The 25,404-nt window shown below is 61.0% G+C and carries 27 protein-coding genes; 12 read left to right on the forward strand and 15 right to left on the reverse strand.

Features of this window, described 5'->3' with window-relative positions; translation table 11 throughout:
• Nucleotides 1-24: 24 nt before the first annotated feature.
• Nucleotides 25-543 (reverse strand): 3-hydroxyacyl-[acyl-carrier-protein] dehydratase FabA, encoded by a 519-nt coding sequence (gene fabA, locus NKH50_RS10395; RefSeq protein WP_352506149.1) that lies wholly within the window; start codon nt 541-543, stop codon nt 25-27.
• A 240-nt stretch (nt 544-783) separates the two neighbouring features.
• Between fabA and irrA the strand changes: the two genes are divergently transcribed.
• Together irrA and NKH50_RS10405 are read left to right on the forward strand one after the other, a co-directional pair.
• The gene (gene irrA, locus NKH50_RS10400) at nt 784-1,215 is read left to right on the forward strand and encodes an iron response transcriptional regulator IrrA (protein ID WP_023676913.1); all 432 of its coding nucleotides are present in this window, start codon (nt 784-786) and stop codon (nt 1,213-1,215) included.
• 10 nt (nt 1,216-1,225) lie between these two features.
• Nucleotides 1,226-1,387 (forward strand): hypothetical protein, encoded by a 162-nt coding sequence (locus NKH50_RS10405; RefSeq protein ID WP_352644393.1) that lies wholly within the window; start codon nt 1,226-1,228, stop codon nt 1,385-1,387.
• An 81-nt stretch (nt 1,388-1,468) separates the two neighbouring features.
• Here the strand turns inward: NKH50_RS10405 and NKH50_RS10410 are convergent, their stop codons facing one another.
• Nucleotides 1,469-2,026, reverse strand: coding sequence for an SH3 domain-containing protein (locus NKH50_RS10410; protein WP_023676915.1), 558 nt, complete (start codon nt 2,024-2,026; stop codon nt 1,469-1,471).
• Nucleotides 2,027-2,181: 155 nt separating this feature from the next.
• Here NKH50_RS10410 and NKH50_RS10415 point away from each other — a divergent pair, with 155 nt between their 5' ends.
• Nucleotides 2,182-3,183 carry a 2-hydroxyacid dehydrogenase gene (locus NKH50_RS10415; protein ID WP_254816279.1) on the forward strand — a complete coding sequence of 334 codons (1,002 nt, stop codon included), beginning with the start codon at nt 2,182-2,184 and terminating at the stop codon, nt 3,181-3,183.
• Between the two features lie 65 nt (nt 3,184-3,248).
• On the opposite strand, the gene NKH50_RS10420 is transcribed toward NKH50_RS10415, so the two are convergent.
• From NKH50_RS10420 to NKH50_RS10475, 12 genes are all read right to left on the reverse strand, one after another.
• On the reverse strand, nt 3,249-3,737 hold the full coding sequence (locus tag NKH50_RS10420) for a GNAT family N-acetyltransferase (protein WP_352644389.1): 489 nt from the start codon (nt 3,735-3,737) through the stop codon (nt 3,249-3,251).
• Nucleotides 3,734-4,495, reverse strand: a complete 762-nt coding sequence (locus tag NKH50_RS10425; protein ID WP_352644387.1) for a molybdopterin-synthase adenylyltransferase MoeB — start codon at nt 4,493-4,495, stop codon at nt 3,734-3,736. The genes NKH50_RS10420 and NKH50_RS10425 overlap by 4 nt, the downstream gene beginning before the upstream one ends.
• A gap of 76 nt (nt 4,496-4,571) precedes the next feature.
• Entirely contained in the window at nt 4,572-5,720 is a 1,149-nt protein-coding gene (gene recF, locus NKH50_RS10430; RefSeq protein ID WP_352822504.1) for a DNA replication/repair protein RecF, read from the reverse strand.
• Between the two features lie 25 nt (nt 5,721-5,745).
• The gene (gene dnaN / locus NKH50_RS10435) at nt 5,746-6,864 is read right to left on the reverse strand and encodes a DNA polymerase III subunit beta (RefSeq protein WP_023676920.1); all 1,119 of its coding nucleotides are present in this window, start codon (nt 6,862-6,864) and stop codon (nt 5,746-5,748) included.
• A gap of 199 nt (nt 6,865-7,063) precedes the next feature.
• Entirely contained in the window at nt 7,064-8,536 is a 1,473-nt protein-coding gene (gene dnaA / locus NKH50_RS10440; RefSeq protein WP_352751485.1) for a chromosomal replication initiator protein DnaA, read from the reverse strand.
• A gap of 914 nt (nt 8,537-9,450) precedes the next feature.
• Entirely contained in the window at nt 9,451-9,717 is a 267-nt protein-coding gene (gene rpsT, locus NKH50_RS10445) for a 30S ribosomal protein S20 (protein WP_023676922.1), read from the reverse strand.
• Nucleotides 9,718-9,876: 159 nt separating this feature from the next.
• Nucleotides 9,877-10,650 (reverse strand): enoyl-CoA hydratase, encoded by a 774-nt coding sequence (locus tag NKH50_RS10450; RefSeq protein ID WP_254816283.1) that lies wholly within the window; start codon nt 10,648-10,650, stop codon nt 9,877-9,879.
• 24 nt (nt 10,651-10,674) lie between these two features.
• Entirely contained in the window at nt 10,675-11,565 is an 891-nt protein-coding gene (mutM, locus tag NKH50_RS10455; RefSeq protein WP_352878436.1) for a bifunctional DNA-formamidopyrimidine glycosylase/DNA-(apurinic or apyrimidinic site) lyase, read from the reverse strand.
• Nucleotides 11,558-12,799 carry a phosphopentomutase gene (locus NKH50_RS10460; protein ID WP_352878439.1) on the reverse strand — a complete coding sequence of 414 codons (1,242 nt, stop codon included), beginning with the start codon at nt 12,797-12,799 and terminating at the stop codon, nt 11,558-11,560. Before NKH50_RS10460 ends, mutM begins: the two co-directional genes overlap by 8 nt.
• A gap of 389 nt (nt 12,800-13,188) precedes the next feature.
• A complete protein-coding gene (locus NKH50_RS10465) occupies nt 13,189-13,809 on the reverse strand; it encodes a TadE/TadG family type IV pilus assembly protein (RefSeq protein WP_254816287.1) in 621 nt (206 codons plus the stop codon).
• A gap of 30 nt (nt 13,810-13,839) precedes the next feature.
• The gene (locus tag NKH50_RS10470; protein ID WP_352702312.1) at nt 13,840-14,400 is read right to left on the reverse strand and encodes a TadE/TadG family type IV pilus assembly protein; all 561 of its coding nucleotides are present in this window, start codon (nt 14,398-14,400) and stop codon (nt 13,840-13,842) included.
• 152 nt (nt 14,401-14,552) lie between these two features.
• Nucleotides 14,553-14,975: a pilus assembly protein N-terminal domain-containing protein gene (locus NKH50_RS10475; RefSeq protein WP_352702310.1), complete on the reverse strand. Its 423-nt coding sequence runs from the start codon at nt 14,973-14,975 to the stop codon at nt 14,553-14,555.
• Between the two features lie 336 nt (nt 14,976-15,311).
• Here NKH50_RS10475 and NKH50_RS10480 point away from each other — a divergent pair, with 336 nt between their 5' ends.
• From NKH50_RS10480 to NKH50_RS10520, 9 genes are all read left to right on the forward strand, one after another.
• Nucleotides 15,312-15,482, forward strand: a complete 171-nt coding sequence (locus NKH50_RS10480) for a Flp family type IVb pilin (protein WP_254816290.1) — start codon at nt 15,312-15,314, stop codon at nt 15,480-15,482.
• Between the two features lie 152 nt (nt 15,483-15,634).
• Complete coding sequence (locus tag NKH50_RS10485; protein WP_254816291.1) at nt 15,635-16,153, forward strand: A24 family peptidase; 519 nt, start codon at nt 15,635-15,637, stop codon at nt 16,151-16,153.
• 188 nt (nt 16,154-16,341) lie between these two features.
• Entirely contained in the window at nt 16,342-17,157 is an 816-nt protein-coding gene (cpaB, locus tag NKH50_RS10490; RefSeq protein ID WP_352702308.1) for a Flp pilus assembly protein CpaB, read from the forward strand.
• The gene (locus NKH50_RS10495) at nt 17,154-18,683 is read left to right on the forward strand and encodes a type II and III secretion system protein family protein (RefSeq protein ID WP_352702306.1); all 1,530 of its coding nucleotides are present in this window, start codon (nt 17,154-17,156) and stop codon (nt 18,681-18,683) included. Before cpaB ends, NKH50_RS10495 begins: the two co-directional genes overlap by 4 nt.
• A gap of 14 nt (nt 18,684-18,697) precedes the next feature.
• Complete coding sequence (locus tag NKH50_RS10500) at nt 18,698-19,432, forward strand: CpaD family pilus assembly protein (protein ID WP_352506158.1); 735 nt, start codon at nt 18,698-18,700, stop codon at nt 19,430-19,432.
• Between the two features lie 55 nt (nt 19,433-19,487).
• Entirely contained in the window at nt 19,488-20,771 is a 1,284-nt protein-coding gene (locus NKH50_RS10505) for a CpaE/TadZ family protein (RefSeq protein WP_254816295.1), read from the forward strand.
• 29 nt (nt 20,772-20,800) lie between these two features.
• Complete coding sequence (locus NKH50_RS10510) at nt 20,801-22,306, forward strand: TadA family conjugal transfer-associated ATPase (protein ID WP_352878446.1); 1,506 nt, start codon at nt 20,801-20,803, stop codon at nt 22,304-22,306.
• 29 nt (nt 22,307-22,335) lie between these two features.
• Complete coding sequence (locus NKH50_RS10515) at nt 22,336-23,349, forward strand: type II secretion system F family protein (RefSeq protein ID WP_352878449.1); 1,014 nt, start codon at nt 22,336-22,338, stop codon at nt 23,347-23,349.
• A gap of 9 nt (nt 23,350-23,358) precedes the next feature.
• Nucleotides 23,359-24,375: a type II secretion system F family protein gene (locus NKH50_RS10520; protein WP_352702302.1), complete on the forward strand. Its 1,017-nt coding sequence runs from the start codon at nt 23,359-23,361 to the stop codon at nt 24,373-24,375.
• A 114-nt stretch (nt 24,376-24,489) separates the two neighbouring features.
• Here the strand turns inward: NKH50_RS10520 and NKH50_RS10525 are convergent, their stop codons facing one another.
• The gene (locus NKH50_RS10525) at nt 24,490-25,311 is read right to left on the reverse strand and encodes a tetratricopeptide repeat protein (RefSeq protein WP_352878452.1); all 822 of its coding nucleotides are present in this window, start codon (nt 25,309-25,311) and stop codon (nt 24,490-24,492) included.
• Nucleotides 25,312-25,404 lie beyond the last annotated feature (93 nt).

Here is a 25,404-nt window from a genome sequence, read left to right on the forward strand (position 1 = left end):
GACGTGGCACTGTAGGGTCTTCGTTCAGACGGCGGCCGATTGCTTGGAAAGACCGACCTTCAGATCCGTTGCCGCATATATGGGCTCGCCATCTGCCTTCAGCCAGCCATCGGCGATACCAAGCACAAGCCGACCGCGCATCACCCGCTTGAAGTCGACGCCATACTCCACCTTCTTGACCGTTGGCGTGACCATGCCTTTGAACCTCACCTCCCCGGTCGACAGAGCCATTCCCTTGCCGGGTTCACCGAGCCATCCGAGATAGAACCCCGTCAACTGCCACATGGCGTCCAGGCCCAGGCATCCCGGCATGATCGGATTGCCAATGAAATGGCAGGCGAAAAACCACAAATCCGGCTTGATATCGAATTCCGCGCGGATGAAACCCTTGTCGAACGCACCGCCAGTTTCGCTGATCTCGGTGATGCGGTCGAACATCAGCATCGGCGGATAGGGCAGCTGCGCATTTCCCGGTCCGAACAGCTCGCCGCGGGCGCAGGCAAGCAATTCCTCGTAACCGTAGCTGGATTTCGAACCCGCCATCAATCTCGTCCCCGTGATCGTCCCGGGCGATAGGCGCCCTTGTCGGTGGTTTCCTAACACAATCTGTTTCAGGCCGGAAACCGGCGTTTGCGCTTAACCTGCCCGTCTGCCCGGGTCAATGCGCGCTATTGATCGCATTCGGTCGACAGAATATATGTCACGACACGTTCAGTTTCGGCAGATGCTCTATTTCTGCCATTTTGGGCGTGTCTGAGGCGGAACTGTGAGCGCGACGGGTAGATGGATCTGGGTTGCCGGAAGGATAATGTCGCTGTGGACAAGCGGGTTCGCGAGGCCGGTCTGAGGCCGACACGCCAGCGCATCGCGCTGGCCGATCTGCTTTTCGCCAAGGGCGACCGCCATCTTTCGGCCGAGGAACTGCACGAGGAGGCGCTTGCCGCCGGCGTGCCGGTGTCTCTGGCCACCGTCTACAATGCTCTGCACCAGTTTACCCAGGCCGGTCTTCTGCGCATCCTTGCCGTCGAGGGATCGAAGACTTATTTCGACACCAACACCTCCGATCACCATCATTTCTATATCGAGGGCGAAAACAGGATCTTCGATATCGACAGCGGCCCGGTGACGGTTTCCAACTTGCCGGAACCGCCGGAAGGCATGGAGATCGCCAATGTCGATATCGTGGTGAGACTGCGTCCGAAACGCTGCGACTGACCGGCGCCTTATGAAATTCCTGGATTTGACGCTCCGGCTCGAATGGGTCGCAGTCGCGGTGGCGGCTTTTGTCTTCTATGCGATCGCTGGTGTTCCTGGTGGTTGTTTGGGATATGGCTTGAAGCTGTCGAGCAGTTTCCAGGATACCCATCTCGGCCGCATCGGCCGCTAAACCATCCCCGAACCGAAGATCAGCGAAACAAGTGCCGGATCCGGTGCTTGCCGTGCTGGCCCGACCTGCGGTCCAGAAACGTCAGTTCTTGACCTTTTCGCCGGGATAGGCACCCCAGACGAGCGACTGCGCGAGCCAGCCGGTATGACCGTCGAAGGTCATTTCGCACCACTGGCCATCGCAGGACTTGATCGTGCCCATCACCCCCGGTTCGAGGATCGCGATGACGCCAGCATCTTTTGCCGGATCGTCCAGGAGGTTGACGCGAGCGTCCTTGCCGCGCTGCCAGGGGGCGACGATCGCCGTACGGCGGCCCGAAAGCAGCGACTGATTGATCCAGCCTTCCGAGCCGTCGGCATCGCGCACACGGCGCCACGTATCGAACTCCTGGATGATCTCCATCGGCAGGCCTGGCTTCATATACATCCAGTCGACGGAATAATTGACGCCCGGCCCAACGCGCGAGTTGACGCGGCCGGATTTCAGGCTGACGAAGCGCGGCAGCGGCAAGCCGCTTGGTCCGAGCGTGACGCTCTGGGCGGGTGCCGCGGCACTTTGCGCCATCACCAGTGGGCTATGGATGAGAGCGCCGAGGAATGCTGCACTGAGGGTCAGGCGGAGCGACGCGAAACCAGACACTTTCGTTCCTTTCGGCGCCGGCCCATCGGCCTTCGCCCCTTTTTCTTTGTCTTCGGCGGAACCGCTTGTTACATGAATGACCGGTACCGCGATCGGCTCTCAGTTTCGCCGTTCTTGGTTAAAGAGGTCTCAACGAGATCGGGTTCGAGGAAACAATGGCAGGCAAAAAGAAGCCCCTCGTCATCATCACGCGCAAATTGCCCGACCCGGTCGAGACCCGCATGCGCGAGTTGTTCGACGCCCGCTTGAATGTCGAGGACAGGCCGATGACGCAGCCGGAATTGGTGGCGGCGGTCAAGGAGGCCGACGTGCTGGTGCCGACCGTGACCGACAATATCGATGCGGCGCTGATTGCCCAGGCTGGCGACAACCTCAAGCTGATCGCCAATTTTGGCAATGGCGTCGACAAGATCGATGTTGCGGCAGCGGCCAAGAAAGGCATCACCGTCACCAACACGCCGAACGTGTTGACCGAAGATACGGCCGACATGACCATGGCGCTAATGCTGGCCGTGCCGCGGCGGCTGGCCGAAGGCGCCAACGTGCTGACCGGCGACAAGAAATGGGCGGGCTGGTCGCCGACTTGGATGCTCGGCCGGCGCATCTGGGGCAAACGGCTCGGCATTGTCGGCATGGGTCGCATCGGCACCGCCGTCGCCAGGCGCGCCAAGGCCTTTGGCCTCTCGATCCACTACCACAACCGCCACCGCGTGCTTCCGGCAATCGAGGACGAGTTGGAAGCGACATATTGGGAAAGCCTCGACCAGATGCTCGCCCGCATGGACATTATCTCCGTCAATTGCCCATCGACACCGGCAACCTTCCACCTGCTTTCGGCGCGGCGGCTGGCGCTTCTGCAACCGTCAGCTTACATAGTCAACACCGCGCGCGGCGATATCATCGATGAGGAATCGCTGGTCAAGCTCATCCATGACGGCAAGATCGCCGGCGCCGGCCTCGACGTCTACGAGCACGAGCCGGCGCTGAACAGCAAGCTGCTGAAACTTGCCCACAAAGGCAAGGTCGTGCTGTTGCCGCATATGGGCTCGGCGACCCTCGAAGGCCGTATCGACATGGGCGAGAAGGTAATCATCAACATCCGCGCCTTCTTCGACGGTCATCGCCCGCCCGACCGCGTGCTGCCATTGAGGGCGTGACCTGCCGTCACACCGGCACCGGTCTTGCCGCGGCAACCGCGTGTTCGTCGTTGGATAGCGTTGGCTTACCAAAGGGCCTTGCGCATGGTGATTGAGGTCGGTCGGTCGTAGCCCTTGTGCGCTGTCCGTTCGGTTTCACGAAAACCGAGGCGGGCAAAGGCTGCGTGATTTCCGGTCAGCTCGATCCGGGTCTGGAGCTCGATGGCGGTCCTGTTATGGCCGCGGGCGAGATCTTCGACGGCCTGCAGCAGCTGTTTTCCAATGCCTTGTCCCTGAAGAACCGGCTCGACCGCGAGCTTTCCAATATAGAGGTCGTCTGCGCGCTTCAGGACGAAGACGCAACCGACGATCTCGTTTTCCTTCAGGGCCAGGAATGCTGTCTCCTCCAGCGCTCTAGCCCTGAGATTTTCAACGGTAAGTCGATGCGCCGAGGACGGCGGGTCAATGACGCCGTCCATGAAGGCGAAGGCGCGCAGGACAAGGGCCAAGAGCTCGGCCCAACGGTCGAAATCGGCCGCAAGCTGCACAATGGAGACCTCGGCAGGCTGGCTCACGGGCTGGTTCGCTTGTAGCGGATCGTATCGAAGCGTGCGGCCAGCGCATCGTAGAGCAGCAGTCGCCCGACCAGCGGCTCGCCAATCCCGGTGATCAGCTTGATCGCTTCCATTGCTTGCAGCGTGCCGATGACCCCGGTCAGCGCGCCGACAATGCCGGCCACCGCGCAGGACGGCACCAGTCCCGGCGGCGGCGCCTCGGGAAAGAGATCGCGGTAGCTTGGGTTCAACGTGCCGTCCGGGCCGGTTTCGAACGGCTTCAGCACGGTGACCGAGCCGTCGAAGCGGCCAACGGCGGCATGCACGAGCGGCCGGCTTTCGGCGGCGCAGGCGTCGGCCACTGCGTAGCGTGTTTCGAAATTGTCGGAGCCGTCAACGACGATGTCATAACGGGCGATGAGGGCAGGGGCGGTGTCTGCGGTCAGCCTGAAATTGTGCTCTTCCACCACGACGTTTGGATTGATGCGGCTGATCGCAGCCTTGGCACTGTCGGTCTTTGCCATGCCGACCATGTCCGTGCCGTGGATCACTTGTCGTTGCAAGTTGGAAAGGGAGACACTGTCGTCATCGACGATACCGAGCGTGCCAACGCCCGCAGCGGCGAGATATTCGAGCACCGGCGCACCCAATCCGCCGGCGCCGATGACCAGCACCCGCGCCCGCTTTAGCCGCTGCTGGCCGGCGCCGCCGATTTCGGGCAGCACTATGTGGCGGGCGTAGCGTTCGAGCTCTTCGTCGGTAAGGGCGGCTGCGATCATCCCCGGACCTTATAACGGAGGAAAAAACTTGTCAGGCATCAATACGTGCCACTCAGCAATGCGCCATGGCCGAAGGTCAAATGGTCGGCCTGACCTTACCGTGATCTACGGTCAGGAACTGCGCTCGTCCCTTGAGGCTGTCAAACAACGCGGCATCGGTCCCGGTCATGAAGGCCTGGCAGTTCAGTTCCTCCAGGATCGAGAACAAGGCCGCCCGTCGACCGCCGTCGAGATGGGCGGCAATCTCGTCGAGCAGCAGGATCGGCGTCATGCCCGATATTTCGCCGGTTAGCCGCGCATGCGATAAGACGATGCCGACCAGCAGCGCCTTCTGCTCGCCGGTCGAACAGAGCTCGGCTGGCATCGCTTTGGGCCGGTGGCGCACCACGAGGTCGGTACGGTGCGGGCCGTCGAGCGTGCGCCCGGCGGTGCGGTCGCGGTCGCGCCCCTGGGCAAGGGCGTGACGGAACCGTTCCTCGACGTCGACGGCCGGTAAAATACCGATTTCGCCTTCCAGTTCGCCCGAGATGCCGATGTCGGCTTGCGGAAACGGTCCGTCGCCGGGCAGCCGGTCGATCATGGCGGCGAGCAGGCGCACCAGTTCGGCACGCGCCGCGGCAATTGCCACGCCGGTCTCGGCCATTTGCATCTCGATCGCATCGAACCACGCACTGTCGCGCGAACCGTCGGCAAGCAGCCTGTTGCGGCCGCGCATTGCCTTTTCGTAGTCAAGCGCGCGCTGCCCGTGGCCGGGATCGATCGCAAGCACCAGCCGGTCGAGGAAGCGCCGACGATCGGCCGCCGGCCCGGGGAACAGGCCGTCCATAGCCGGTGTCAACCAGACCACGCGCAGCCATTCCAGCATGTCTTCGGCTGAGCGTGCCGCCGCGCCGTTGATCCGCACTCGCCGGCCGCCTTCGCCGTCGCTGCCCGCTATTCCGGTACCGATCTCGACCTGGCCTTCCGGCCCGTCAAGCCGGGCATGCAGAGCAAAGCCACCGTCGCCGCCTTCGCGCGCCACCTCGACATAGGGTGCGCGGCGCAAGCCGCGGCCAGGCGTGAGCAGCGAGATCGCTTCAAGCAGATTGGTTTTTCCGGCGCCATTGTCGCCGGAGAAAACCACGGCGCCGGGATCAAGGTCGATTGCCAACGCCGCATAGTTGCGGAAATTCGTAAGTGTGAGCTTACTTATGTAGGTCTGCTGCGGTTTTGCAGATTTGGTCACGGCAGCAAGATGGCCCGTTCGGGCCCTACACCCGCATCGGCATCAGCACGTAGAGCGCGGTCTCGTCGGCCATATCGTGGATCAGCGTCGGGGAACCGGCATCCGCCAGCATGAACTTCGCCTCCGTGCCGGTCAGTTGCGCGGCAACGTCGAGCAGGTATTTGGCGTTGAAGCCGATCTCGATCGGATCAGACGAATAGTCGGCCGCCAGTTCCTCGGTGGCACTGCCCGAATCCGGGTTGTTGACCGCAAGCGTGACCTGTCCTTCGGCGATCGAAAGCTTCACCGCCCGGCCGCGTTCGGACGAAATGGTCGAAACGCGATCGACGGCAGCGGCGAAACTCTGGCGATCGATAATCAGCTTCTTGTCGTTGCCGGTCGGAATGACGCGCTGGTAGTCCGGGAAAGTGCCGTCGATCAGCTTGGAGGTCAAGATAACGCTGCCGATGGTGAAACGAATCTTGGTGTCGGACAACTCGGTGGTGACTGCAACATCGGGATCGTCGACCAGCTTTTGCAACTCGCTGACCGTCTTTCGCGGGATGATGACGCCAGGCATGCCCTCAGAGCCTGCCGGCGCATCGATCTCGGCGCGCGCCAGCCGGTGGCCGTCGGTCGCGACAGAGCGCAGTTTCAGCTTGCCGCCGGCCTCGTGCGTGTGCAGATAAATGCCGTTCAGATAATAGCGCGTCTCCTCGGTCGAGATGGCGAACTGGGTCTTTTCGATGAGGCCCTTTAGTCCGACGGAATCGAGCCGGAAAATATGCGAGAACGACCCGGCTGAAAGTTCGGGAAAGTCGGACTGCGGCAGGCACTGCAGGCGGAAGCTCGAGCGCCCCGACGTCACCGTCATGGCGTTGCCGTCTTCGTCGGTCTTCAGCGCCACCTCCGCGCCGTCGGCAAGCTTGCGCACGATGTCGTAGAGCAGATGCGCCGGGACCGTTGTCGCCCCGCCGCGCTCGACCTTTGCCGGCGTCGCTTCGGTCACCTCCAGGTCGAGGTCGGTCGCCTTCATTTCAAGGCTGGCCCCCTCGGCGCTGAGCAGCACGTTCGACAGGATCGGAATGGTGTTGCGCCGCTCGACCACGCGGTGGACATGGTTGAGAGACTTCAGGAGATTTGACCGTTCCAGGATAACACGCATGACGAAACAGGCTCGCTTGAATGAATGAACGGGTCTCCGGCAAGCGGTGCCCCGCGAAAGGTCTGAACAGGCTCAGAATCTGCGTAAACTGACAGGAAAAACCCGGCAAACGCAAGCCCGCGCCACCGGTTCGGACCGGCTGCGCGGGCTTTCTAGGCATAAAAAGGCCGAAGTTCGCGAGCCGGCGTTTCTCGGGCCATCAGGCCTGGTCGTTGATCAGCCTTCTCAGCAATTCGAGCTCCTGCGCCAGTGTGTTGTCGGCACCGGAAAGATCCTCGATCTTGCGCACCGCATGCAGCACGGTCGTATGGTCGCGGCCGCCGAACCGCCGCCCGATCTCCGGCAGCGAGCGCGGCGTCAAAACCTTCGACAGATACATAGCGACCTGCCGCGGCTTGACGATGGTGCGTGTGCGCCGGTTGGACAGCAGTTCGGTCTTCGACACGTTGTAGTGGCGCGCGACGATGCGCTGGATGTCCTCGATACGCACCCGCTTCGGTTCACCCGAACGATAGATGTGGCCGAGGATCTCATCGATGCGGTCGATGGTGATCTGCGGTTCGAAGGATTGGCGAAACAAAAGCTGGTTGAAGGCACCTTCGAGCTCGCGCCCGCTGCCGGTCACCGTGCGGGCGACGTGGTTGAGGATCTCTTCGGAAATATCCAGCGACGCATCGTCGAGCTTGGCGGTGGCAAGCCTGAGCTTGAGCATACCGATACGCATGGCGAAATCCGGGGCCGACATTTCCAGCGCGACGCCGCCGTTGAGGCGCGAGCGGACGCGTGGCTCCAGCGACTCCAATTCGGACGGCGGCCGGTCGGCAGCGACCACCACCTGCTTGGCGCTGTCGAGCAGCATGTTGATCAGATGGCAGAATTCATGCTGGATCGACTTGCCCTGCAGGAACTGCATGTCGTCGATGATGAGGAGATCGATGTCGCGGAGCTGCTCTTTCAGCGTCAGTGCGTTGTTGTCCCGGATCGCGGTGGCGAACCGCCACATGAAATATTCCGCCGTCAGGTAGACGACGCGCGATTTCGGATTCTGCTTCAGCGATTCTGCGGCGATCGCCTGCAACAGATGCGTCTTGCCAAGCCCGACCGTCGCGTGAAGAAAAAGCGGATTGAAACGCACCGCGCTCGACTGCGATTCCGCGACCGCCTTGGCGGCGGCAAAAGCCACTCGGTTCGATGGTCCTTCGATGAAGGAGGTGAAAGTGTAGCGTGGATCGAGCGGCGAACCGAGAACGTTGTGCCGGAACTCGGTTTCTGCCGGCATCCCCGGGCGGGGTACCGGGACCCGTTCGACCCTGCTGGGGCTCGCCGTGCCCGCAGAGAGCGCGGTTTGCGTCTGCCTGGTCATCTTGCGCGCCGGCGCCACTTCTGGCTCAACGCTGTTGCGGCCCTGTCGTGTGGCGGTGCGAACCACGATCTCGATCTTGAGGATCTCCGGATCCTCGTGCTTCCACAATTCGGTGATGAGATCGAGATAGTGGCCGTTGATCCATGAACGCAGGAATGCGGTTGGCACTGAGATGCGGACAATGCCCTTAGAGGATTCAGCGACCTTCATGCGCCCGAACCAGCTCGAATAGACCTCGGTTCCCAGACGCGCCTTCAACTGGGCCTTGACCCGATCGAACTTCTGTTCAGCTTCATTGGAAGCCGCCATGTCGTTCCTTCCGACTAACGTTCCAGGAAATGGGAGGTCGCCTGTAAGCTCCCTTTCGATGCCGCCGCTCTGCATGATCGAGTTCCTTGTCTCTTGTACCTGTTTTCCGCCGGGGATGCGCCTCCTGCATCCATGTTTCCGGCGACCGTGTCTTCGCTGCGACACCATCGCCGCCGCCGGCTGATGAATCGCCTCGTTGTCGGTCCGGCGCCGAAGCGCCGATCCGCTTTGGTCATGTCAGGGCAACAAAATGCCGTCCGGCGAACAACCGCCGGCGCACCGTCGACCTGCCATGTACAATTACGCCAGTCCCCTACCGTATCGAAAAGACAAACCAACCCCGTCCGCGGAGTTGAATCCGCGCCGCAAACTCTGCCAATTTGAGCTGGCCGGTTTCAGGCTGGTCAAGGGCCAAGGGCCCGTCCCTTCGATGGACAGACATTACCGAAATCGTTGTGGATAGAGCAAGGCCACCCCTAACGGATTTTTAAGGAATCTGACTAGCAAGGGACTTTTCGAACGCCATGCTGCAATAGTTGATTTTGACAAAGCCATTGTGATTCAAACCCTTTTCCGGCGAATATGAAAAACGCTACACAACGCGAAATTTTCTGAAATAATTCACTTGACAGCCAATTGTCGCCTATCGGCCGCAGCTGATGTGAACAAGCTGTGGATCACCATCGGTAAGCTTATGAAAAGAAACGGAAATCCGTGACGCTCGGAAATTTTCGTATTGGCGGATTCGGAGGCTCCGAATATGAGCGGGCATGTATATGCCGGCAAAGCATTTCGAACTTTGAAATGCTCGCGGAGCGCCATTTTGCGGGCTTTCTTTTAAGTACTTGCCGGCAAACGAAAAAACCCGGCGCGATTGGCCGGGTTTGAAGTAGCGCAGTTCAGGAATGGATATATCAGGCTGACAGCACCTTGACCCGTTGGGCCAACCGCGACACCTTGCGCGATGCCGTGTTCTTGTGCACCACGCCCTTGGTCGCGGCGCGCATCAGTTCCGGCTCGGCCACCTTGAAGGCAGCCTGTGCGGCCGCCTTGTCGCCAGCCGCGAGCGCCTCTTCGACCTGGCGGATGTAGGTTCGGACGCGGGAGCGGCGGTTCTTGTTGATCGCCGCGCGGCGGGCGATCTTGCGCGTTGCCTTTTTGGCCGAGGAGGTATTGGCCATGGTGCCTCTCTTCTGATCTGGTGGGCGCTTGCGGGATACCGCGGGGCGCAAAAAACAAACGGGCAGCCACAGGCCGCCTCGGTTGGTGCGGCTTATAGTTCAGCTTTTCCGGCACGTCAACGCTGCAGTGTTTTCTTTTTGACCGGTGCCCTCGTCATCTCATCGGTTCGTGAAATTCGGCTTCCGCTTGCCGGTGAAGGCCGCCATGCCTTCCTTCTGGTCATCCAGCGCAAACAGCGAATGAAACAGCCGGCGCTCGAACCGTAGACCCTCGGTGAGCGTCGTCTCATAGGCGCGGTTGACGGCCTCCTTCGCCATCATCACCGACGGTAAGGAAAAATCGGCGATCTTGGCCGCTGCCTTAAGCGCTTCCTCGATCAACTCGCCGGCGGGCACGACGCGCGAGACCAGGCCGGAACGTTCGGCCTCCGCGGCGTCCATCATCCGTCCCGTCAGGCACATATCCATTGCCTTCGACTTGCCGACAAAGCGCGTCAGGCGCTGCGACCCGCCCATGCCGGGCATGACGCCCAGCGTGATCTCGGGTTGGCCAAACTTGGCGGTGTCGGCGGCGATGATGAAGTCGCACATCATCGCCAGTTCGCAGCCGCCCCCCAGCGCATAGCCCGCCACCGCCGCGATGATCGGCTTTCGTGCCCGCGTAAATTCTTCCCAGCCGACGAAGAAATCCTGCACATAAGCATCCACGTAGGAGATCGACTGCATTTCCTTGATATCGGCACCTGCCGCGAAAGCCTTCTCCGAACCAGTGATGACCATGGCGCCAATGTCGGCATTGGCGCCCATGCTGTTCACCGAGGCGACCAGTTCCGCCAGCACTTGTGAATTCAGCGCGTTGAGCGCCTGCGGCCGGTTCAGCGTAATCAGCCCGACCTTGCCGCGGGTTTCGACGATGATGGTTTCATAGCCCATGCTTTGCTCCTCCTCGCTTCTGGTTTAAGCCTGACAGGCCCGGCAGTGGAAAGTCGAACGACCGCTTTGCACGATACGCTCGATGTGGCCGCCACAACCAGGCTTGGAGCAGGCTTCGCCCTCGCGATCGTAAACCGCGAAGGAATGCTGGAAGTAGCCCAGCGATCCATCGGTCTGCATATAGTCGCGCAACGACGAGCCGCCGGCGGCGATCGCATCGGCGACGACCGAGCGGATAGCTTCGGCCAGGCGTTCGCTCTGCTCTTTGGCTTTCTTGCCGGCTCTCGCGAGGGTGCCCGCTTCGCGCAGCGGCGACAGGCCGGCCCGCCAAAGCGCTTCCGAGACGTAGATATTGCCTAGCCCGGCAATTAGCCTCTGGTCCAGAAGTGCCGCTTTCAGCGGTGACTTGCGACCTTTCAGCAACGAAGCGAGCAGCGTGCCGTCGAGTGCGTTGCCTGTAGGCTCGACGCCTAATCCCGCCAGCATCGGATGCATGTCGGGCTCGCCTTCCGAAAACAGCATGAACCCGAAGCGGCGCGGGTCGTTGAAGATCACGCGAGAGCGGACGCCGGCAGGGGATGCGATGTCGAAGACGACGTGATCGTGAGCAGTGTTTTTCGAACGTTCGTGGTGGAACGCGCCGGGCGTTGCGCTCTCGTCGGCCGTTTCGATGCGAAACGAACCCGACATGCCGAGATGGCAGATCAGAACCGGGCCGTTGTCCATGTGCATTGTCAGATATTTGGCACGGCGGCCGAGCGCAGCAATCGTCTTGCCGGTCAGCCGCTCGGAAAATCTCTCGGGGAACGGAAAGCGCAAATCGGGCCGGCGTGCCTCCACACCGACGATGCGGGCGCCTTCCAGGATCGGCTGCAGACCGCGCCGGACCGTCTCGACCTCCGGCAGCTCAGGCATGGCCGCCTGTCATGGCATGGAAGGAGGTGCCGTAACGGCCGCGCGCCAGCCCGAGATGTTCGGCCACCGTTTCGCCGATGTCGGCGAATGTCGTCCTCAGTCCGATGTCTGCGCCTTTGAAACCCGGCCGTGTGCCGATAACCGGAACACGCTCGCGCGTGTGGTCGGTGCCGCGCCAGGTCGGATCGTTGCCATGATCGGCGGTCAAGATGAGCAGATCGCCTGGCTTCAGCCGTGCGAATGCCTCCGGCAGGCGCCGATCGAAAGCCTCCAGCGCGGCGGCATAGCCCGCGACGTCGCGCCGATGCCCGAACTCGGTGTCGAAATCGACAAAGTTCGCAAAGACGAGGTCGCCGTCGCCGGCGTCGTCGATCGCACCAAGCGCCTTGTCGAACATCGCCATGTTGCCGGCACCCTTGCGCACTTCCGAGATCCCTCGATGGGCGAAGATGTCGCCGATCTTGCCGACTGCGATAACCCGGCTGCCGCGCGCCGTCAGCCGGTCGAGCAGCGTCGGTTCCGGCGGCGGCACGGCATAGTCGCGGCGATTGTGCGTCCGCTCGAACCTGGCGGCGGTCTCACCGATGAACGGCCGTGCTATGACGCGGCCGATATTCAGCGGATCGACGAGCCTGCGCACCACCTTGCAGAACTCGTAAAGCCGTTCCAGGCCGAAATGAACCTCATGCGCGGCGATCTGCAGGACGGAGTCGATCGAGGTGTAGCAGATCGGCTTGCCGGTGCGGATATGGTCATCGCCGAACCGTTCGATAATCTCGGTGCCCGGAGCATGGCAATTGCCGAGGATGCCGGGCACCTTCCCTTCACGCACCATTGCTTCGGTCAACTCGGCCGGAAAGGCGGGAATCGCGTCCGGGAAGTAACCCCAGTCGAAACGGACCGGCAGGCCGGCTATTTCCCAATGGCCCGATGGCGTGTCCTTGCCGCTCGAAACCTCTTGGGCCGCGCCGTGAAAGGCGGCGGCAAGCGGCGCACTGCCGGCATTCTCGAACCTGAAACCCGTCGCCGTTGCCGCCGCATGGCCGAGGCCGAGCGCAAACATGTTTGGTACAAGAAGGGGCCCGTCACGCAGGCCTTCGCGATCGGCGCGGCCTTCTGCGCAGGCCCGCGCGATGTGTGCGAACGTATTGGAGCCGGTGTCGCCATAGCGTTCGGCATCGGCCGCGCCGCCGATGCCGAAGGAGTCCAGAACAAAAAGGAAGGCGCGTGCCATCGAAAGGTTCATCATTCCTGTGTGTTGGCTCAGACATAGGGTTCCGCGCCGCCATTGGCAATTCGGAAACCCAAACAGCACGGTTGGCATGCTGGCCCCGGAGAGACGAATCGCGGCATGGTCGATCTGCGGATGGAAATGCGCGGCGCGGAGCTCGCATGAGGCTTGCCCTGACAGCATTCGCCGCCGTACTGGCTTTGCTGCTGGAGGGGTCTTGCGCAAACCTGGCGCGCGCCGATTGGCGCAATGTTATCGGAACGTTCCGTATCGGTATCGTCGCCGAACCGTTGCCGGTCCGAGGGACTATGTGCTGGCTGCAGCCATCGTGCGTCTAGTCTCGGCCCGCGGTCGCAAGCAATAGCAACAGACCGGTTAGCGGGCTTCAGGCGTCAGCAATCGCTGCACGGAATGGTCGGGCTCCTGCGCGGCCGCAGATAATAAGTTTCCGCCATCGATATCGAATTGAAGACCGAGCTCAACCCGAACCGGCTTTGGCCGTCCGCCGACCAGGTGATGATTGGCTTGTAGGCGAGATCGCTCTCGACCCGAATGAGGAAAGTGCCTTTGATCTTGAGAGCGCTCGGGACCGTTGTGGTGGAATCCTTGACCGCGTCGAGGCTAGAGACGCCATCCACCAGTTTGCGCGACCACACGACCAGGACTTTCGGCGTCGTCTCGTTCGTCACCTGTATCGCCGTGATGATGATCTTCGGTTTCGAGCGGTTGTAGGGCTGGAGCGTGGAACTGCCGATCGCCATGATGGCATCGACATCGGCCGCCTTGATGGTCTGCTGCTGTGTGACGAGGTCCGCTACCATGCTGCCGATGCGGCTGACCTTCTTGCTGGTCTCGATGGCTTGCGAGGCCTCCATTGTCATAAAGTACATGATCAACAGGACAGGCACGATGAGGGCAAACTCGACGGCCGCAATACCGCGGCGGTCCGAGCAAAGCCGGACTGCTCTTGTACAAATCCCTGCGATGCCCAACTGTGCCCCCGCACGAATCATGGCTTTGCCCTTTTCAAGCGACTAGGTGGCTCAGTTGTCGAACGGCTCGTTCTGCCAAGTGATCGAGGCAAAATGCAGCGTTTTGCCGTCCTTCAGATTGGCCATCGATTTGGCCATGAAGTCGGTCATCACCGGCCATTTGTAAAAAACCCGCAGCATGTTTCTCGACTCCGCCAGGCCAGGTGCGACGGTGAAGGTCTGTGTGCTCGTGCCCTTGGTCAGCACGACGTCGCCATCCTGGATCTTGAAACCGGCCAGCGCCGCATCGGCGAAGGTCGGATATTCGCGCAAGTCCACCAGCAGTCCGGGACAGGTCTTGGCGACCATGATCTCCAATTTGGTGCAGATCAAATCCCGCAGCTTGGTGCCGGACACATCGGCCGGTCTTAGCTGGCCGGTACGCAACTGGCGCGCGATGTCGTCTGTGGCGTTTGCCATCACTTCCTGTGCGGCAAAAGAAATGCAGCTCTCCAGGATGGCGAAGACAAGAAGCGCGAAAGGAATTGCAAGCATGGCGAATTCTATTGCCGCGCTTCCGCGGCGGTCGCCCAAAAACCGTCTTGGAGAACCTGCTCGTCCTGCCTTGCTCATGTCCTCTGCCCGCCGATGCCGCTTCTGTATCGGTCCCACCCTTAGTCGGAACCGATTGAAGTCCGGTTGGAATGACCGTTAAATTCAACGGGAAGGCCTTAACCCGGCCATAACCGAAGCACGTTCTCGCCAAAGACGGAGACGTCGGCCAGCTAATGCCCGGCGCTCATCTCGGCTTCAGAGGTCTTCTCGGCATCGCTCTTATACGAGCTTTCGCAATATGGCGCGCAGGACATCGTCTGCACTTCGGCGCGTCGATAGATGCGCACCGACGCCGCCGCCTGGCGCACGACGGTTATTTGCTCATCGACGATCGGGTTACCCTCGTGATCGAGGACGACAAGATTGGTGACGCCAAATCCCTTGCCGGTCAGTACGATCGTCGATGCGTCCTGCACGGAGGCGTCGGCGATCGCCGGATTGCCGACGACAATCGTATCGGCGGCGCGCGACAATTTGATGATCTTTGCCTGGTTCATCGTCACCTCGATGCCGGCGCCGGCCTTGGCTGGAAAGGCGAAAGCCGCTGCGGCACAAAGCACGGCAACTGGAAATGATGATCTCGGCCCGGCCATTAAGGCGCCCCCTGGCAAACTGTTCAACGGAACATGAACGAGATTGGTGAACCAACCGTTAAGCGGCTGGAGTTCAGGATCAAGCCGGAACCGGCATTGGGCCTAGCCGGCACGGCTGGAACGTCTTTGCCGAATTGCGCCTTTTGTGTCGGCCCGGGGTCCTAGCTGCGGGTATTTTAGTTCTGGGTTAACCACGCAATGCCATCTAAGCGGGAAAGGAATCGGTAAGCCTGTTTATTAAGCCGATTGAAACAGCTTCTCCTTAGATTCGCAGTATCCGATCAGCCACCAAGAGAAGTTGACGGAAGTGCTGTAACAATTGGAGTAGGAGCTCAAATGTCTAACCTCATCGCACGTTTTGTGAAGGACGAATCCGGCGCGACCGCTATCGAATACGGTCTGATCGCCGCTCTCATCGCGCTCGCCATCATGGTCGGCGCCACCTCGCTCGGCACCGCGCTGAACGCCAAGTTTGACAAGATTGCCACCAAGGTCAACGCTTCGTAAGCAACAACATTCCGTTGCTTCCCAATAAGGGCCGCCGCACTGGCGGCCCTTATTTAGCCCTACGCATGATTTTGAACTTTAGACCTCATCAATCGTTAATCGAACATACCTAGGCTGGGACCAGGTACAGTTTGACCACAGGCGCCACGCCCATGCTTGAAGCCGTGATCTTCGTCGTCTTTCCATTCTGCATGCTTTTTGCCGCAATCTCCGACATGCTGTCGATGACGATCGCCAATCGCGTGCCTGTGCTGCTCGTCGTTGTCTTTGCCTTGGTTGCGCCCTTGACCGGCATGGACTGGGCCACTTATGGCGGGCACTTCGCCGCCGGCGGCCTGGTTCTTGTAGTGACATTCGGCCTGTTCGCGCTTGGCGGCATGGGCGGCGGCGACGCCAAGCTCTTGGCCGCCACTGCCGTATGGATGGGACTGAACATCCATCTCGTCGAGTATCTCGTCACCTCGACGTTCATCGGCGGTCTGCTGACCCTTGCCATCATCGCCTATCGAAAATCGCTGCTTGCCGCCGTCACAAGCCACAATCGGTTCCTGCGCCATTTCGCCGATGAGGCGACCGGCGTTCCGTACGGCATTGCGCTTGGCATTGGCGGTCTGCTCACCTATTCCGACTCACCGTTGATGGCCTGGGCGCTTACCAGGCTGGCGGGCTGAATTCGCTTTACGCCGTTGGCGCCGAGCAGGCGAATTGGCCACGTTTTCCTTCGGGCCAGAGTTGTCGCTCTAATTTATGTAAACCTTAAATTAATCACGATCGTAAGTATAACATTAACCTTGTTTTGACGATTGCCGCTGCAAAGTCCGGCTTGGCTAGTGGTTTGCCAAGGGCGAGGTTCGGACAGATGCCAGCATCCCGATTAATTATTCTAGGCGTGGCGATAGCCGCGGCCGGTGGTGCAGGCTATGTCGCGAAGAACATGGTTGTGGCTCCGCCGCCTCCGGTTGTCGATTCCGGTCCTCAGGCGCCGGCGATCGCGCTGCAGGATGTGCTTGTTCTTTCCGGCGACGTGCCGATGGGCAGTCCGCTTGAAAACAACATTTCCTGGGAGTCATGGCCGTCCGCCGGCATCAACGCAAATTTCATCACCCGCGCTGCCGAGCCTGAAGCGCTGGACAACCTGAAGGGCGCCGTCGCCCGCGTGGCGCTCTATGCCGGCGAGCCGCTGCGCCGCTCGAAGTTGATCGGTGAAGGGCAAAGCTTCATGTCGTCGATCCTGCCCTCCGGCATGCGGGCTGTCGCCACAAGCATTTCGGCCGACACCTCGGCCGGTGGCTTCATTCTTCCGAACGATTTCGTCGACGTCATCATGACCCGCAGATCCGATGCCGCCAATGGCGGTGGTCCGGGCTTCACGACCGAAACTATCCTCAAGAACATTCGTGTCCTGGCGATCGATCAGACCATTCAGGAAGATGAGGAAGGCAAGAAGACCAGAGTCGGCCAGACCGCCACCCTGGAGCTGACGCCGCAGCAGTCCGAGATCATCACCGTCGCACAGCAGATGGCGGATCGCCTGACACTGGCGCTGCGCTCGATCAAGGACAGCCAGGACAAGAATGTGGGCGAGGCCGACTACCTGGTTTCCGGCAACGGTCGGCGCGGCACCGTGCGGTTGATCAAGTCGGGCGAAGTTTCCGAGGTGGGGGCAAGGAAATGAGGCTAAAAACCAAACTGCCGCTCACCCTGGCTGCGGCGATCGGCCTGTTTCTCCTTGGAACGAATGCATATGGCATCCTCGATGCCAGTGCGGCGGGCAATGCCAGGGTCACGGCTTCGACCGCCACCCAGCGGGTCAAACTCGGACTCAATAAATCGGTGGTCATCGACCTGCCGAGCGATGCCTATGATATCCTCGTCGCCAACCCCGCTGTAGCCGACGCGGTGACCCGCACCGCCCGCCGCATCTATCTGTTCGGAAAGGCGGTCGGCGAGACCAACATCTTCGTCTTTGGCCCGAATGGCGAGCAGATCGTCAGCCTTGACCTGGCGGTCGAACGCGATGTTGCCGGGCTGGAGGACTATATCAAGCGCTTCATCCCGTCGTCGGAGGTCAAGATCGAGTTGCTGAACGACAACGTCGTTCTGACGGGAACCGTGGACACTCCTCTGGACGCCAAGCGCGCGGCCGATCTGGCAAACATCTTCGTGTCCGGCGGCGAGGCGACCACGGGCCAATATTCGCAGACCGCTGCCGGCGGTTCGGCCGAAGCCGGCGTCGCCATCGACAACCCGGATGCCGAGCGCCGCGTCAGCAAGATCGTCAACCTGCTGCAGATTATCGGCGACGACCAGGTGACGCTGAAGGTGACGGTTGCCGAGGTCAGCCGCACGGTGATGAAGCAGCTCGGCGTCAACATGGTCGGCAACGGCAGCAGCAACGGCATCAGTTGGAGCGCTCTCACCACGCCCGCATACGGATTGGGAAAGCCACTGTCGCAATATTCGGGGGCGGCGATCGGCAGCTCAACTCTTCAAGCGTACATAAACGCCATGGAGCAAAGCGGTGTCATGAAGACGCTGGCCGAGCCGACTCTCACCGCCGTTTCCGGCGAGAAGGCGACCTTCAAGGTCGGCGGCGAATTCAATATCATCACCGGCCGAACAAGCAACGTTTCAAACGACAATCAAACTGGCCAGATTACCTACGAGCACGAACGCCTTGAATATGGAATTGGGCTCGAATTCCAGCCGGTCGTGCTCTCGGCGGGCCGCATCAGCCTGAAAGTGAGGACGTCGGTTTCGGAACCTACGACCGAAGGCGCCGCAGTCCTGGAAGGTGCCGGCGACTTACCCGGCACCACTTTGCTGTCGATCCGCAAACGCCTGGCCGACACCACGGTGGAATTGCCCTCCGGCGGTTCCATGATGATCGCCGGCCTTGTCCGCGACGACATCAGGCAGGCGGTTGCCGGGCTGCCCGGCCTGACCAAAATACCGGTGCTAGGCACGCTGTTCCGCAGCAGGGATTTCGTCCGCAACGAGACCGAACTCGTCATCATCATCACGCCCTATCTGGTGAAGCCGGTGGCGCGCAACGATCTTGCCAAGCCGGATGACAATTTCAACGCAGCCAGCGATGGCGCCGGCATGTTCCTTGGCCGCGTCAACCGCGTCTACGGCACCATGCAGACCGACAAGCCCAACGGCCGCTATCACGGCGTTGTCGGCTTTATCTACAAGTAAGCGGGGAAGTCGACATGTCTCAGGCAGTATCGAAGGCAAGGGCGGTCACCGCGATACAGTCCGTTCATTCGCGGATCTGGCGGCCGGCCGTTCCGATCATAGCGATCGCGGTAGCGGCATCACTGGCCGGCTGCGCCAATCGCGACAGCGTCACGGTCGGTGCCATACCGGACGACTATCGCACCACGCATCCTATCGTCATCGCCGAGAAGGTCCAGAAGATCGACCTTCCGGTCGGCGCCGGCGACCGTGGCATGACCAGATCCCAGCGTGACACGCTCCTGGGCTTTCTCAACGGATACGACAGGAGCGCGGCTCCGGTGCTGACGATCGAGATTCCGAGCGGCTCAGCTAACGAAATCGCAGCGGCCGCGGCCGGCCGCGATTTCGCCAGGCTCGCCATAGCCAGCGGCATCAGCCGGAAGCGGATCGCCATGCGGTCCTATCAGTCTGTTTCAGCCGAAGCGTCCGCACCGGTCCGCGTTGCCTACGTCTCGGTGAAGGCTCAGACGGATAAATGCGGGCGCTGGCCCGAAGACCTGCTGCAGACTTCGGAAAACAAGCACTATGCCGATTTCGGCTGTTCGTATCAGAACAACCTGGCTGCCCAGATGGCCAATCCGTCCGATCTGATCGGGCCACGCAAACCGTCGCCGATCGACGCGGAAAATCGCGGCGCGGTGATCGACGTCTATCGTGACAGGGGTATTTCGGACGAATTCCTCGGCAATTCGGAAGTCGATTATTAACGAGTGTTGAGGCTCAACAAACTCTAAGCCGCGCAAGTCACGGAAAGTGATGACAATGAGCAATCTTGCCTATGACACAGAGGTACCGGGCGGCGAAACCTCGGAGCAGGATATTGCCGCGATGCAGGCGTTGCGGCCGATCCCGCGCATTTCGATCCAGGCATTTTGCGAGACCGAAGGCGTAGCCAATCCGGTCGAGCGCGCCGGCGAGGATCGCCGCATGGCCAAGGCCCATCTGAAGGTGCATATGGGGGGCATCCCCACCGCTATCGAATTCTATCAGTCGGCGCCGACACCGAACCTGATCCTGCTTGAATCCCGCAGCGAGCCGAAGCTGTTGCTTGAACAACTCGCCCAGCTCTCCGAGCATTGTGACCCGACCTCCAAGGTGGTGGTTGTCGGCCACTACAACGATGTCGGCCTGTATCGCGAACTCATTCGTTCGGGCATCTCCGAATATGTCATCGCGCCCGTATCGATGGCCGACATCGTCAGCGTGGTGTCTTCGATCTTCGTTGATCCGGAAGCTGAGCCGATCGGCCGCTCGATTGCGTTCATCGGCGCCAAGGGCGGCGTCGGCTCCTCGACCATAGCCCATAATGTGGCCTGGGCCATGTCGTCCCTTTTCAAATCCGAAGTGGTTGTCGCCGATCTCGACCTCGCCTTCGGAACGGCCAATATCAACTTCGACCAGGACCCGGCCCAAGGCATTGCCGAGGCGGTCTTCTCGCCGGAACGTGTCGACGAGGTCTATCTCGACCGACTGCTCGCCCAATGCGCCGAGCACCTGTCGCTGCTTGCGGCCCCTTCGACCCTGGAGCGGGTCTACGATTTCGATCCCGACGCTTTCACCCAGCTTATCGACATAGCCCAGCGTAGCGCGCCGCTCCTCGTGCTCGATGTTCCCCACTTGTGGGCGGGCTGGACCAAGAACACGCTGGTCAAGGCCGATGAGATCGTCATCACGGCGACGCCCGAACTGGCCAATCTGCGCAACACGAAGAACCTGGTCGACATGCTGAAGCGGCTTCGTCCGAACGATCCTGCGCCAAAGCTTGTGATCAACCAGGCCGGTGTGCCGAAACGTCCCGAGATTACGCCGTCCGACTTCTCCGAATCCCTCGGCCTTTCGCCGATGTCGGTCATCCCGTTCGAGCCGCTTTTGTTCGGAAATGCTGCCAATAACGGACGTATGCTTGGTGAAATGGATGCCAAGAGTCCGGTCGTCGCCACGATCAACGAGATCGCCCATGTGCTGACAGGGCGCAGCGAAATCAAGGTGAAGAAAAAGGCTGGCCTCGGCAACCTGATAGGCAAGCTTTCGCGCAACAAGAAGTGATGCCTCAGCGGTGGAATTGGTAAGCGATCATGTTTGGTAAAAGAGGCAGCGACGACGGCAACCGGACCATCCCGGAATTCCGTCAGCCCGCACCCGCAGCTGCTGCGCCGGCTGCCGCGAACCCTATGGAAGCGGCTATAGCCGCCAAACCCGCGACGCTGCCGCCATCCGGCGCGCCTGCTGCGCCGGTTCGCCGTGCAGTCGAGCCGCCGCCATTGGCGCCGGAGCCGAAAACTATCCAGCGCCAAAAGAGCGAAACCTACTACGACACCAAAAGCCAGGTCTTCGCCGCACTGATCGACACGATCGACCTGTCGCAGCTGGCCAAGCTCGATCCCGAAAGCGCGCGCGAGGAAATCCGCGACATCGTCAACGACATCATCGCGATCAAGAATTTCGCGATGTCCATCGCCGAGCAGGAAGAGCTTCTCGAGGACATCTGCAACGACGTTTTGGGCTACGGGCCGCTGGAGCCACTGCTTGCGCGCGACGATATTGCCGACATCATGGTCAACGGCTCCAAGAACGTCTACATCGAAGTCAACGGCAAGGTCGAGCAGACCGGCATCCGGTTCCGTGATAACCAGCAGCTCCTCAACATCTGCCAGCGTATCGTCAGCCAGGTCGGCCGCCGCGTCGATGAATCAAGCCCGATCTGCGATGCGCGTCTTCCTGATGGCTCGCGTGTCAACGTCATCGCACCGCCCTTGGCTATTGACGGCACCGCACTTACCATCCGCAAGTTCAAGAAGGACAAGCTGACGCTCGATCAGTTGGTCAAGTTCGGCTCGATTTCGCCGCAAGGGGCCGAGATTCTCAAGATCATCGGCCGTGTCCGTTGCAACATCGTCATCTCGGGCGGTACCGGCTCGGGCAAGACGACGCTGCTCAATTGCCTGACCAACTATATCGACCGCGAGGAACGCGTCATCACCTGCGAGGACTCGGCTGAGCTGCAATTGCAGCAGCCGCATGTGGTGCGTCTCGAAACCCGCCCGCCCAACCTCGAAGGCGAGGGCGAAGTGACCATGCGCGACCTGGTCAAGAACTGTCTGCGCATGCGGCCCGAACGCATTATCGTCGGCGAAGTGCGCGGACCCGAAGTGTTCGACCTGCTGCAGGCGATGAACACTGGCCATGACGGCTCGATGGGCACGATCCATTCGAACAGCCCGCGCGAATGCCTCAACCGTATAGAGTCGATGATCGCCATGGGCGGCTACACGCTGCCGCAAAAAACCGTGCGCGAAATCATCGTCGGCTCCGTCGACGTGATCATACAGGCTGCACGCCTGCGCGACGGATCGCGGCGCATCACCCACATCACCGAGGTGATCGGCATGGAGGGCGACGTCATCATCACCCAGGACATCGTTCTCTATAACATCAAGGGCGAGGACGCGAACGGCAGGTTGCTGGGCGAGCACGTGTCGACCGGCATCGGCCGTCCGCATTTCTGGGAGCGTGCCCGCTATTACGGCGAGGAGCAGCGCCTCGCCGTTGCGCTCGAGGCAATGGAGAAGCGCGCTGACTGATCCGTCCGGAACCGTGGGGGCCAGGATCGATGTTCGGAATTGACGGCACCGTATTGGCATTCGTCGTGCTCGCCGGCTTCAGCGCCGGCGCTGTGGCCTATGCTTTCCTGTTCAACCGGATCAGCACCGAGAAGCAGGTCGGTAAGCGGCTTGAATCGATCAAGACCGCCGAGACGGATCGTTCCGTCGTCAAGGCTTCGCGCGATCGCGTCGCGGAAGCGGCCAAGCGTCGCAAGTCCGTCCAGGATTCGCTGAAGGATCTCGATCAAAAGCAAAAGTCCAATCAGAGCCTGGTCAAAAAACCACCGCTGAAGATCCAAATCCGTCAGGCCGGCATGAAGATCTCGCTTGAGCGCTTTTATGTCTACTCGGCGGCCTGCGGCGTCGTCTTGACGGCTCTTATATATTTCATCGGCGCACCGCTGCTGGTCTTGCCGGCTGCGCTGCTGGTCGGCGTCTTGGGTCTGCCACGCTGGTTCGTCTCGTTTCGCCGCGGGCGCCGCGTCAAGGCGTTCCTCAACGAATTTCCGAACGCGCTCGATATCATTGTGCGTGCGGTAAAATCCGGCCTGCCGCTGAACGATGCCGTGCGCTTGATCGCCAACGAATCCCCCGAGCCGGTCAAGACCGAGTTCCGTCGCATCGTCGATTCGCAGCAAATGGGTTTGTCGATCCCCGACGCGGCCATGCGCATGCCAGAAACGATGCCGTGCACCGAGGCGAGCTTCTTCGGCATCGTCATCCAGATCCAGTCTCAGGCCGGCGGCAATCTTTCCGAAGCGCTGGGCAATCTTTCGCGCGTGCTTCGCGATCGCAAGAAAATGAAAGCCAAGGTCCAGGCGTTGTCCATGGAAGCCAAGGCATCCGCCGTGATCATCGGCGCGTTGCCTTTCGTCGTCGCCTGTCTCGTCTATTTGACGAGCCCGAACTACATCATGCCCCTCTTCACCACCAGCACCGGCCATCTGATCCTCGGTTGTTCCGGCATCTGGATGTCGATGGGCATCCTGGTAATGCGCAAGATGATGAATTTCGAAGTTTAGGACTCGCGTATGACCGATCACGTCGTCAGAACTCTCACCGATCCGTCCCTGCTGATCGCACTGCTGGTCGGCATAGCGGTGTTTGCGACCGTCTTCACACTGCTGCCCGCCTTTGGCGGGAACCAGCTCAAGGCGCGCATGAAATCCGTGGCGCTGGAGCGCGATGAGCTGCGCGCCAAGCAGCGGGCGCGGCTGGCAATCGAAGCCGACCGCCGCCGCAAGGGCCTGCGCGAAGAACAGTCGGTCGGCATGCGCAATATTGTCGATCGCCTGGATCTCAGGCGTGCGCTGGCGGATGAAGGTACCTTGCAAAAATTGAAAGTGGCGGGTTTTCGCGGGCAAAATCCGCTGACGCGCTTCCTTTTCTTCCGTCTCGTCCTGCCCTTCATCGGCTTTGCATTGGCGGCGATGTATCTGTTCGTGCTCGGCGGATTGCCCGAGCAGCCGTTTTTCGTGAAGCTGTTCGTGTGCGTCGTGGTTGCCTATGCGGGGTTCTACGCGCCGGTGCTCTACGTCAACAACCGCGCTACCAAGCGCAAGCAGTCGATTCAGATGGCGTGGCCGGACGCGCTCGACCTGATGCTGATATGTGTCGAGTCCGGCATGTCGGTGGAAGCGGCGCTTCGCAAAGTCGCCGATGAGATCGGCGCGCAATCGGTGGCATTGGCGGAAGAATTCATCCTGACCAACGCCGAGCTTTCCTATCTGCAGGAGCGCAAGCAGGCCTACGAGAACCTTGCAAGCCGAACTGGCCTGGAATCCGTCAGGTCGGTGTCCCAGGCGCTGGTTCAGGCCGAGCGCTACGGCACGCCCGTGGCGCATGCGTTGCGGGTGCTTGCCAGTGAGAGCCGCGACATGCGCATGAATGCCGCCGAGAAGAAGGCGGCCGCGCTGCCGCCGAAGCTCACCGTGCCGATGATCCTGTTCTTCCTGCCGGTACTGTTCGCCATCATTCTTGGTCCCGCCGGCATCCAGGTGAGCCAGCGCGGCATCTTCGGCGACCAGCCGAAATCCAGCAGCGAGTAGCACCAGCGGCCTTGCCAGAAACGCTGATACGATTCAGCCACGCTGCCGGTGCAGCGCGGCTCTTTGCGTTGGACATGTTGCGGAATTCGTGCGCCGGTTCGGCGCCCGAGCCGGTCAGTTGGTGGCGGGCTTTGCCTTGTCCTGGTCCTTGAGCTGGCTCCAGGCATTCTGCTGCGCCAGCATCTGGCGAAGGTAGGCGACGTTAGCCTGCGCCTGATCCGGCGACAGCTCTTGCGAGGCGATCTTCTCAGCCTCGTCGAAACGGCCTTGCAGACCGACGACCAGCGCCAGGTTCTGGCGAACGCGGCTATCTGCATTCGGCTGCTGGGCGGCCGAGCGCATATAGGTTTCGGCCGTGCGCAAATCACCTTCCAGCACGTACGACATGCCGAGATTGGAAAGGATCGACGGTTCGTTCGGCCTGAGGTCAAGCGCCTTGCGATAGCCTTGGCGCGCCTCGTCCTTTTGGCCCAGCTGGTCGAGAATGGCAGCTTCCGCCGACACCAGTTTCCAATCAGGATATTCAGGGGTCTGCGCGCGGCGCACGGCATCGAGAGCCGGTTCGAACTGTCCGTTGGCGGCAAGCGCCTTGCCATAGGCGGCGAGCACGTCGCGGTCCTTCGGCAAGGCGATAGCCAGCTTGCGCATCACCGCAAGCGATTGGTCTGCGTCGCCGTCCATCTGCAGCGCCGCGGCATAATTTGTCGCGATGCGCTTGTCGCCGGGGTTTTTCGAATAGGACTGGCCGAGCGCCATCGTAGCGTTGTGCAGTTCGCCCGCCGACATTGTTTCCAGCGGCCTGCCGCTTGGACGAGAAATCGAGCCAGTCGTCAATTTGCTGGTTCCGCAGCCAGCGACGCCTGCGGCAAGCGCCATCATCAACGCCGTGCTGATCAGCCTGTTGGCGCTGGCGTTCATCCTGCGGTTGGTCGGCATCGGCACCCGAGCTCCGTTCATCGCGTGACCGTTTGCGTGGTCATCTTCCCTCCCGCAGAAATATTCTGTTAACCCTAACGGAGAGTTAAGAAA

Origin of the sequence: Mesorhizobium sp. M1027 (assembly GCF_040318745.1) — a bacterium.
GTDB lineage: Bacteria > Pseudomonadota > Alphaproteobacteria > Rhizobiales > Rhizobiaceae > Mesorhizobium.

Coding starts and splice junctions, on each gene's coding strand:
- fabA (WP_352506149.1), bottom strand. CDS start 543: ATGGCGGGTTCGAAATCCAGCTACGGTTACGAGGAATTGCTTGCCTGC.
- irrA (WP_023676913.1), top strand. CDS start 784: ATGGATCTGGGTTGCCGGAAGGATAATGTCGCTGTGGACAAGCGGGTT.
- NKH50_RS10405 (WP_352644393.1), top strand. CDS start 1,226: ATGAAATTCCTGGATTTGACGCTCCGGCTCGAATGGGTCGCAGTCGCG.
- NKH50_RS10415 (WP_254816279.1), top strand. CDS start 2,182: ATGGCAGGCAAAAAGAAGCCCCTCGTCATCATCACGCGCAAATTGCCC.
- NKH50_RS10425 (WP_352644387.1), bottom strand. CDS start 4,495: ATGATCGCAGCCGCCCTTACCGACGAAGAGCTCGAACGCTACGCCCGC.
- dnaN (WP_023676920.1), bottom strand. CDS start 6,864: ATGCGTGTTATCCTGGAACGGTCAAATCTCCTGAAGTCTCTCAACCAT.
- dnaA (WP_352751485.1), bottom strand. CDS start 8,536: ATGGCGGCTTCCAATGAAGCTGAACAGAAGTTCGATCGGGTCAAGGCC.
- rpsT (WP_023676922.1), bottom strand. CDS start 9,717: ATGGCCAATACCTCCTCGGCCAAAAAGGCAACGCGCAAGATCGCCCGC.
- NKH50_RS10450 (WP_254816283.1), bottom strand. CDS start 10,650: ATGGGCTATGAAACCATCATCGTCGAAACCCGCGGCAAGGTCGGGCTG.
- mutM (WP_352878436.1), bottom strand. CDS start 11,565: ATGCCTGAGCTGCCGGAGGTCGAGACGGTCCGGCGCGGTCTGCAGCCG.
- NKH50_RS10460 (WP_352878439.1), bottom strand. CDS start 12,799: ATGGCACGCGCCTTCCTTTTTGTTCTGGACTCCTTCGGCATCGGCGGC.
- NKH50_RS10465 (WP_254816287.1), bottom strand. CDS start 13,809: ATGATTCGTGCGGGGGCACAGTTGGGCATCGCAGGGATTTGTACAAGA.
- NKH50_RS10470 (WP_352702312.1), bottom strand. CDS start 14,400: ATGAGCAAGGCAGGACGAGCAGGTTCTCCAAGACGGTTTTTGGGCGAC.
- NKH50_RS10475 (WP_352702310.1), bottom strand. CDS start 14,975: ATGGCCGGGCCGAGATCATCATTTCCAGTTGCCGTGCTTTGTGCCGCA.
- NKH50_RS10480 (WP_254816290.1), top strand. CDS start 15,312: ATGTCTAACCTCATCGCACGTTTTGTGAAGGACGAATCCGGCGCGACC.
- NKH50_RS10485 (WP_254816291.1), top strand. CDS start 15,635: ATGCTTGAAGCCGTGATCTTCGTCGTCTTTCCATTCTGCATGCTTTTT.
- cpaB (WP_352702308.1), top strand. CDS start 16,342: ATGCCAGCATCCCGATTAATTATTCTAGGCGTGGCGATAGCCGCGGCC.
- NKH50_RS10495 (WP_352702306.1), top strand. CDS start 17,154: ATGAGGCTAAAAACCAAACTGCCGCTCACCCTGGCTGCGGCGATCGGC.
- NKH50_RS10500 (WP_352506158.1), top strand. CDS start 18,698: ATGTCTCAGGCAGTATCGAAGGCAAGGGCGGTCACCGCGATACAGTCC.
- NKH50_RS10505 (WP_254816295.1), top strand. CDS start 19,488: ATGAGCAATCTTGCCTATGACACAGAGGTACCGGGCGGCGAAACCTCG.
- NKH50_RS10510 (WP_352878446.1), top strand. CDS start 20,801: ATGTTTGGTAAAAGAGGCAGCGACGACGGCAACCGGACCATCCCGGAA.
- NKH50_RS10515 (WP_352878449.1), top strand. CDS start 22,336: ATGTTCGGAATTGACGGCACCGTATTGGCATTCGTCGTGCTCGCCGGC.
- NKH50_RS10520 (WP_352702302.1), top strand. CDS start 23,359: ATGACCGATCACGTCGTCAGAACTCTCACCGATCCGTCCCTGCTGATC.
- NKH50_RS10525 (WP_352878452.1), bottom strand. CDS start 25,311: ATGCCGACCAACCGCAGGATGAACGCCAGCGCCAACAGGCTGATCAGC.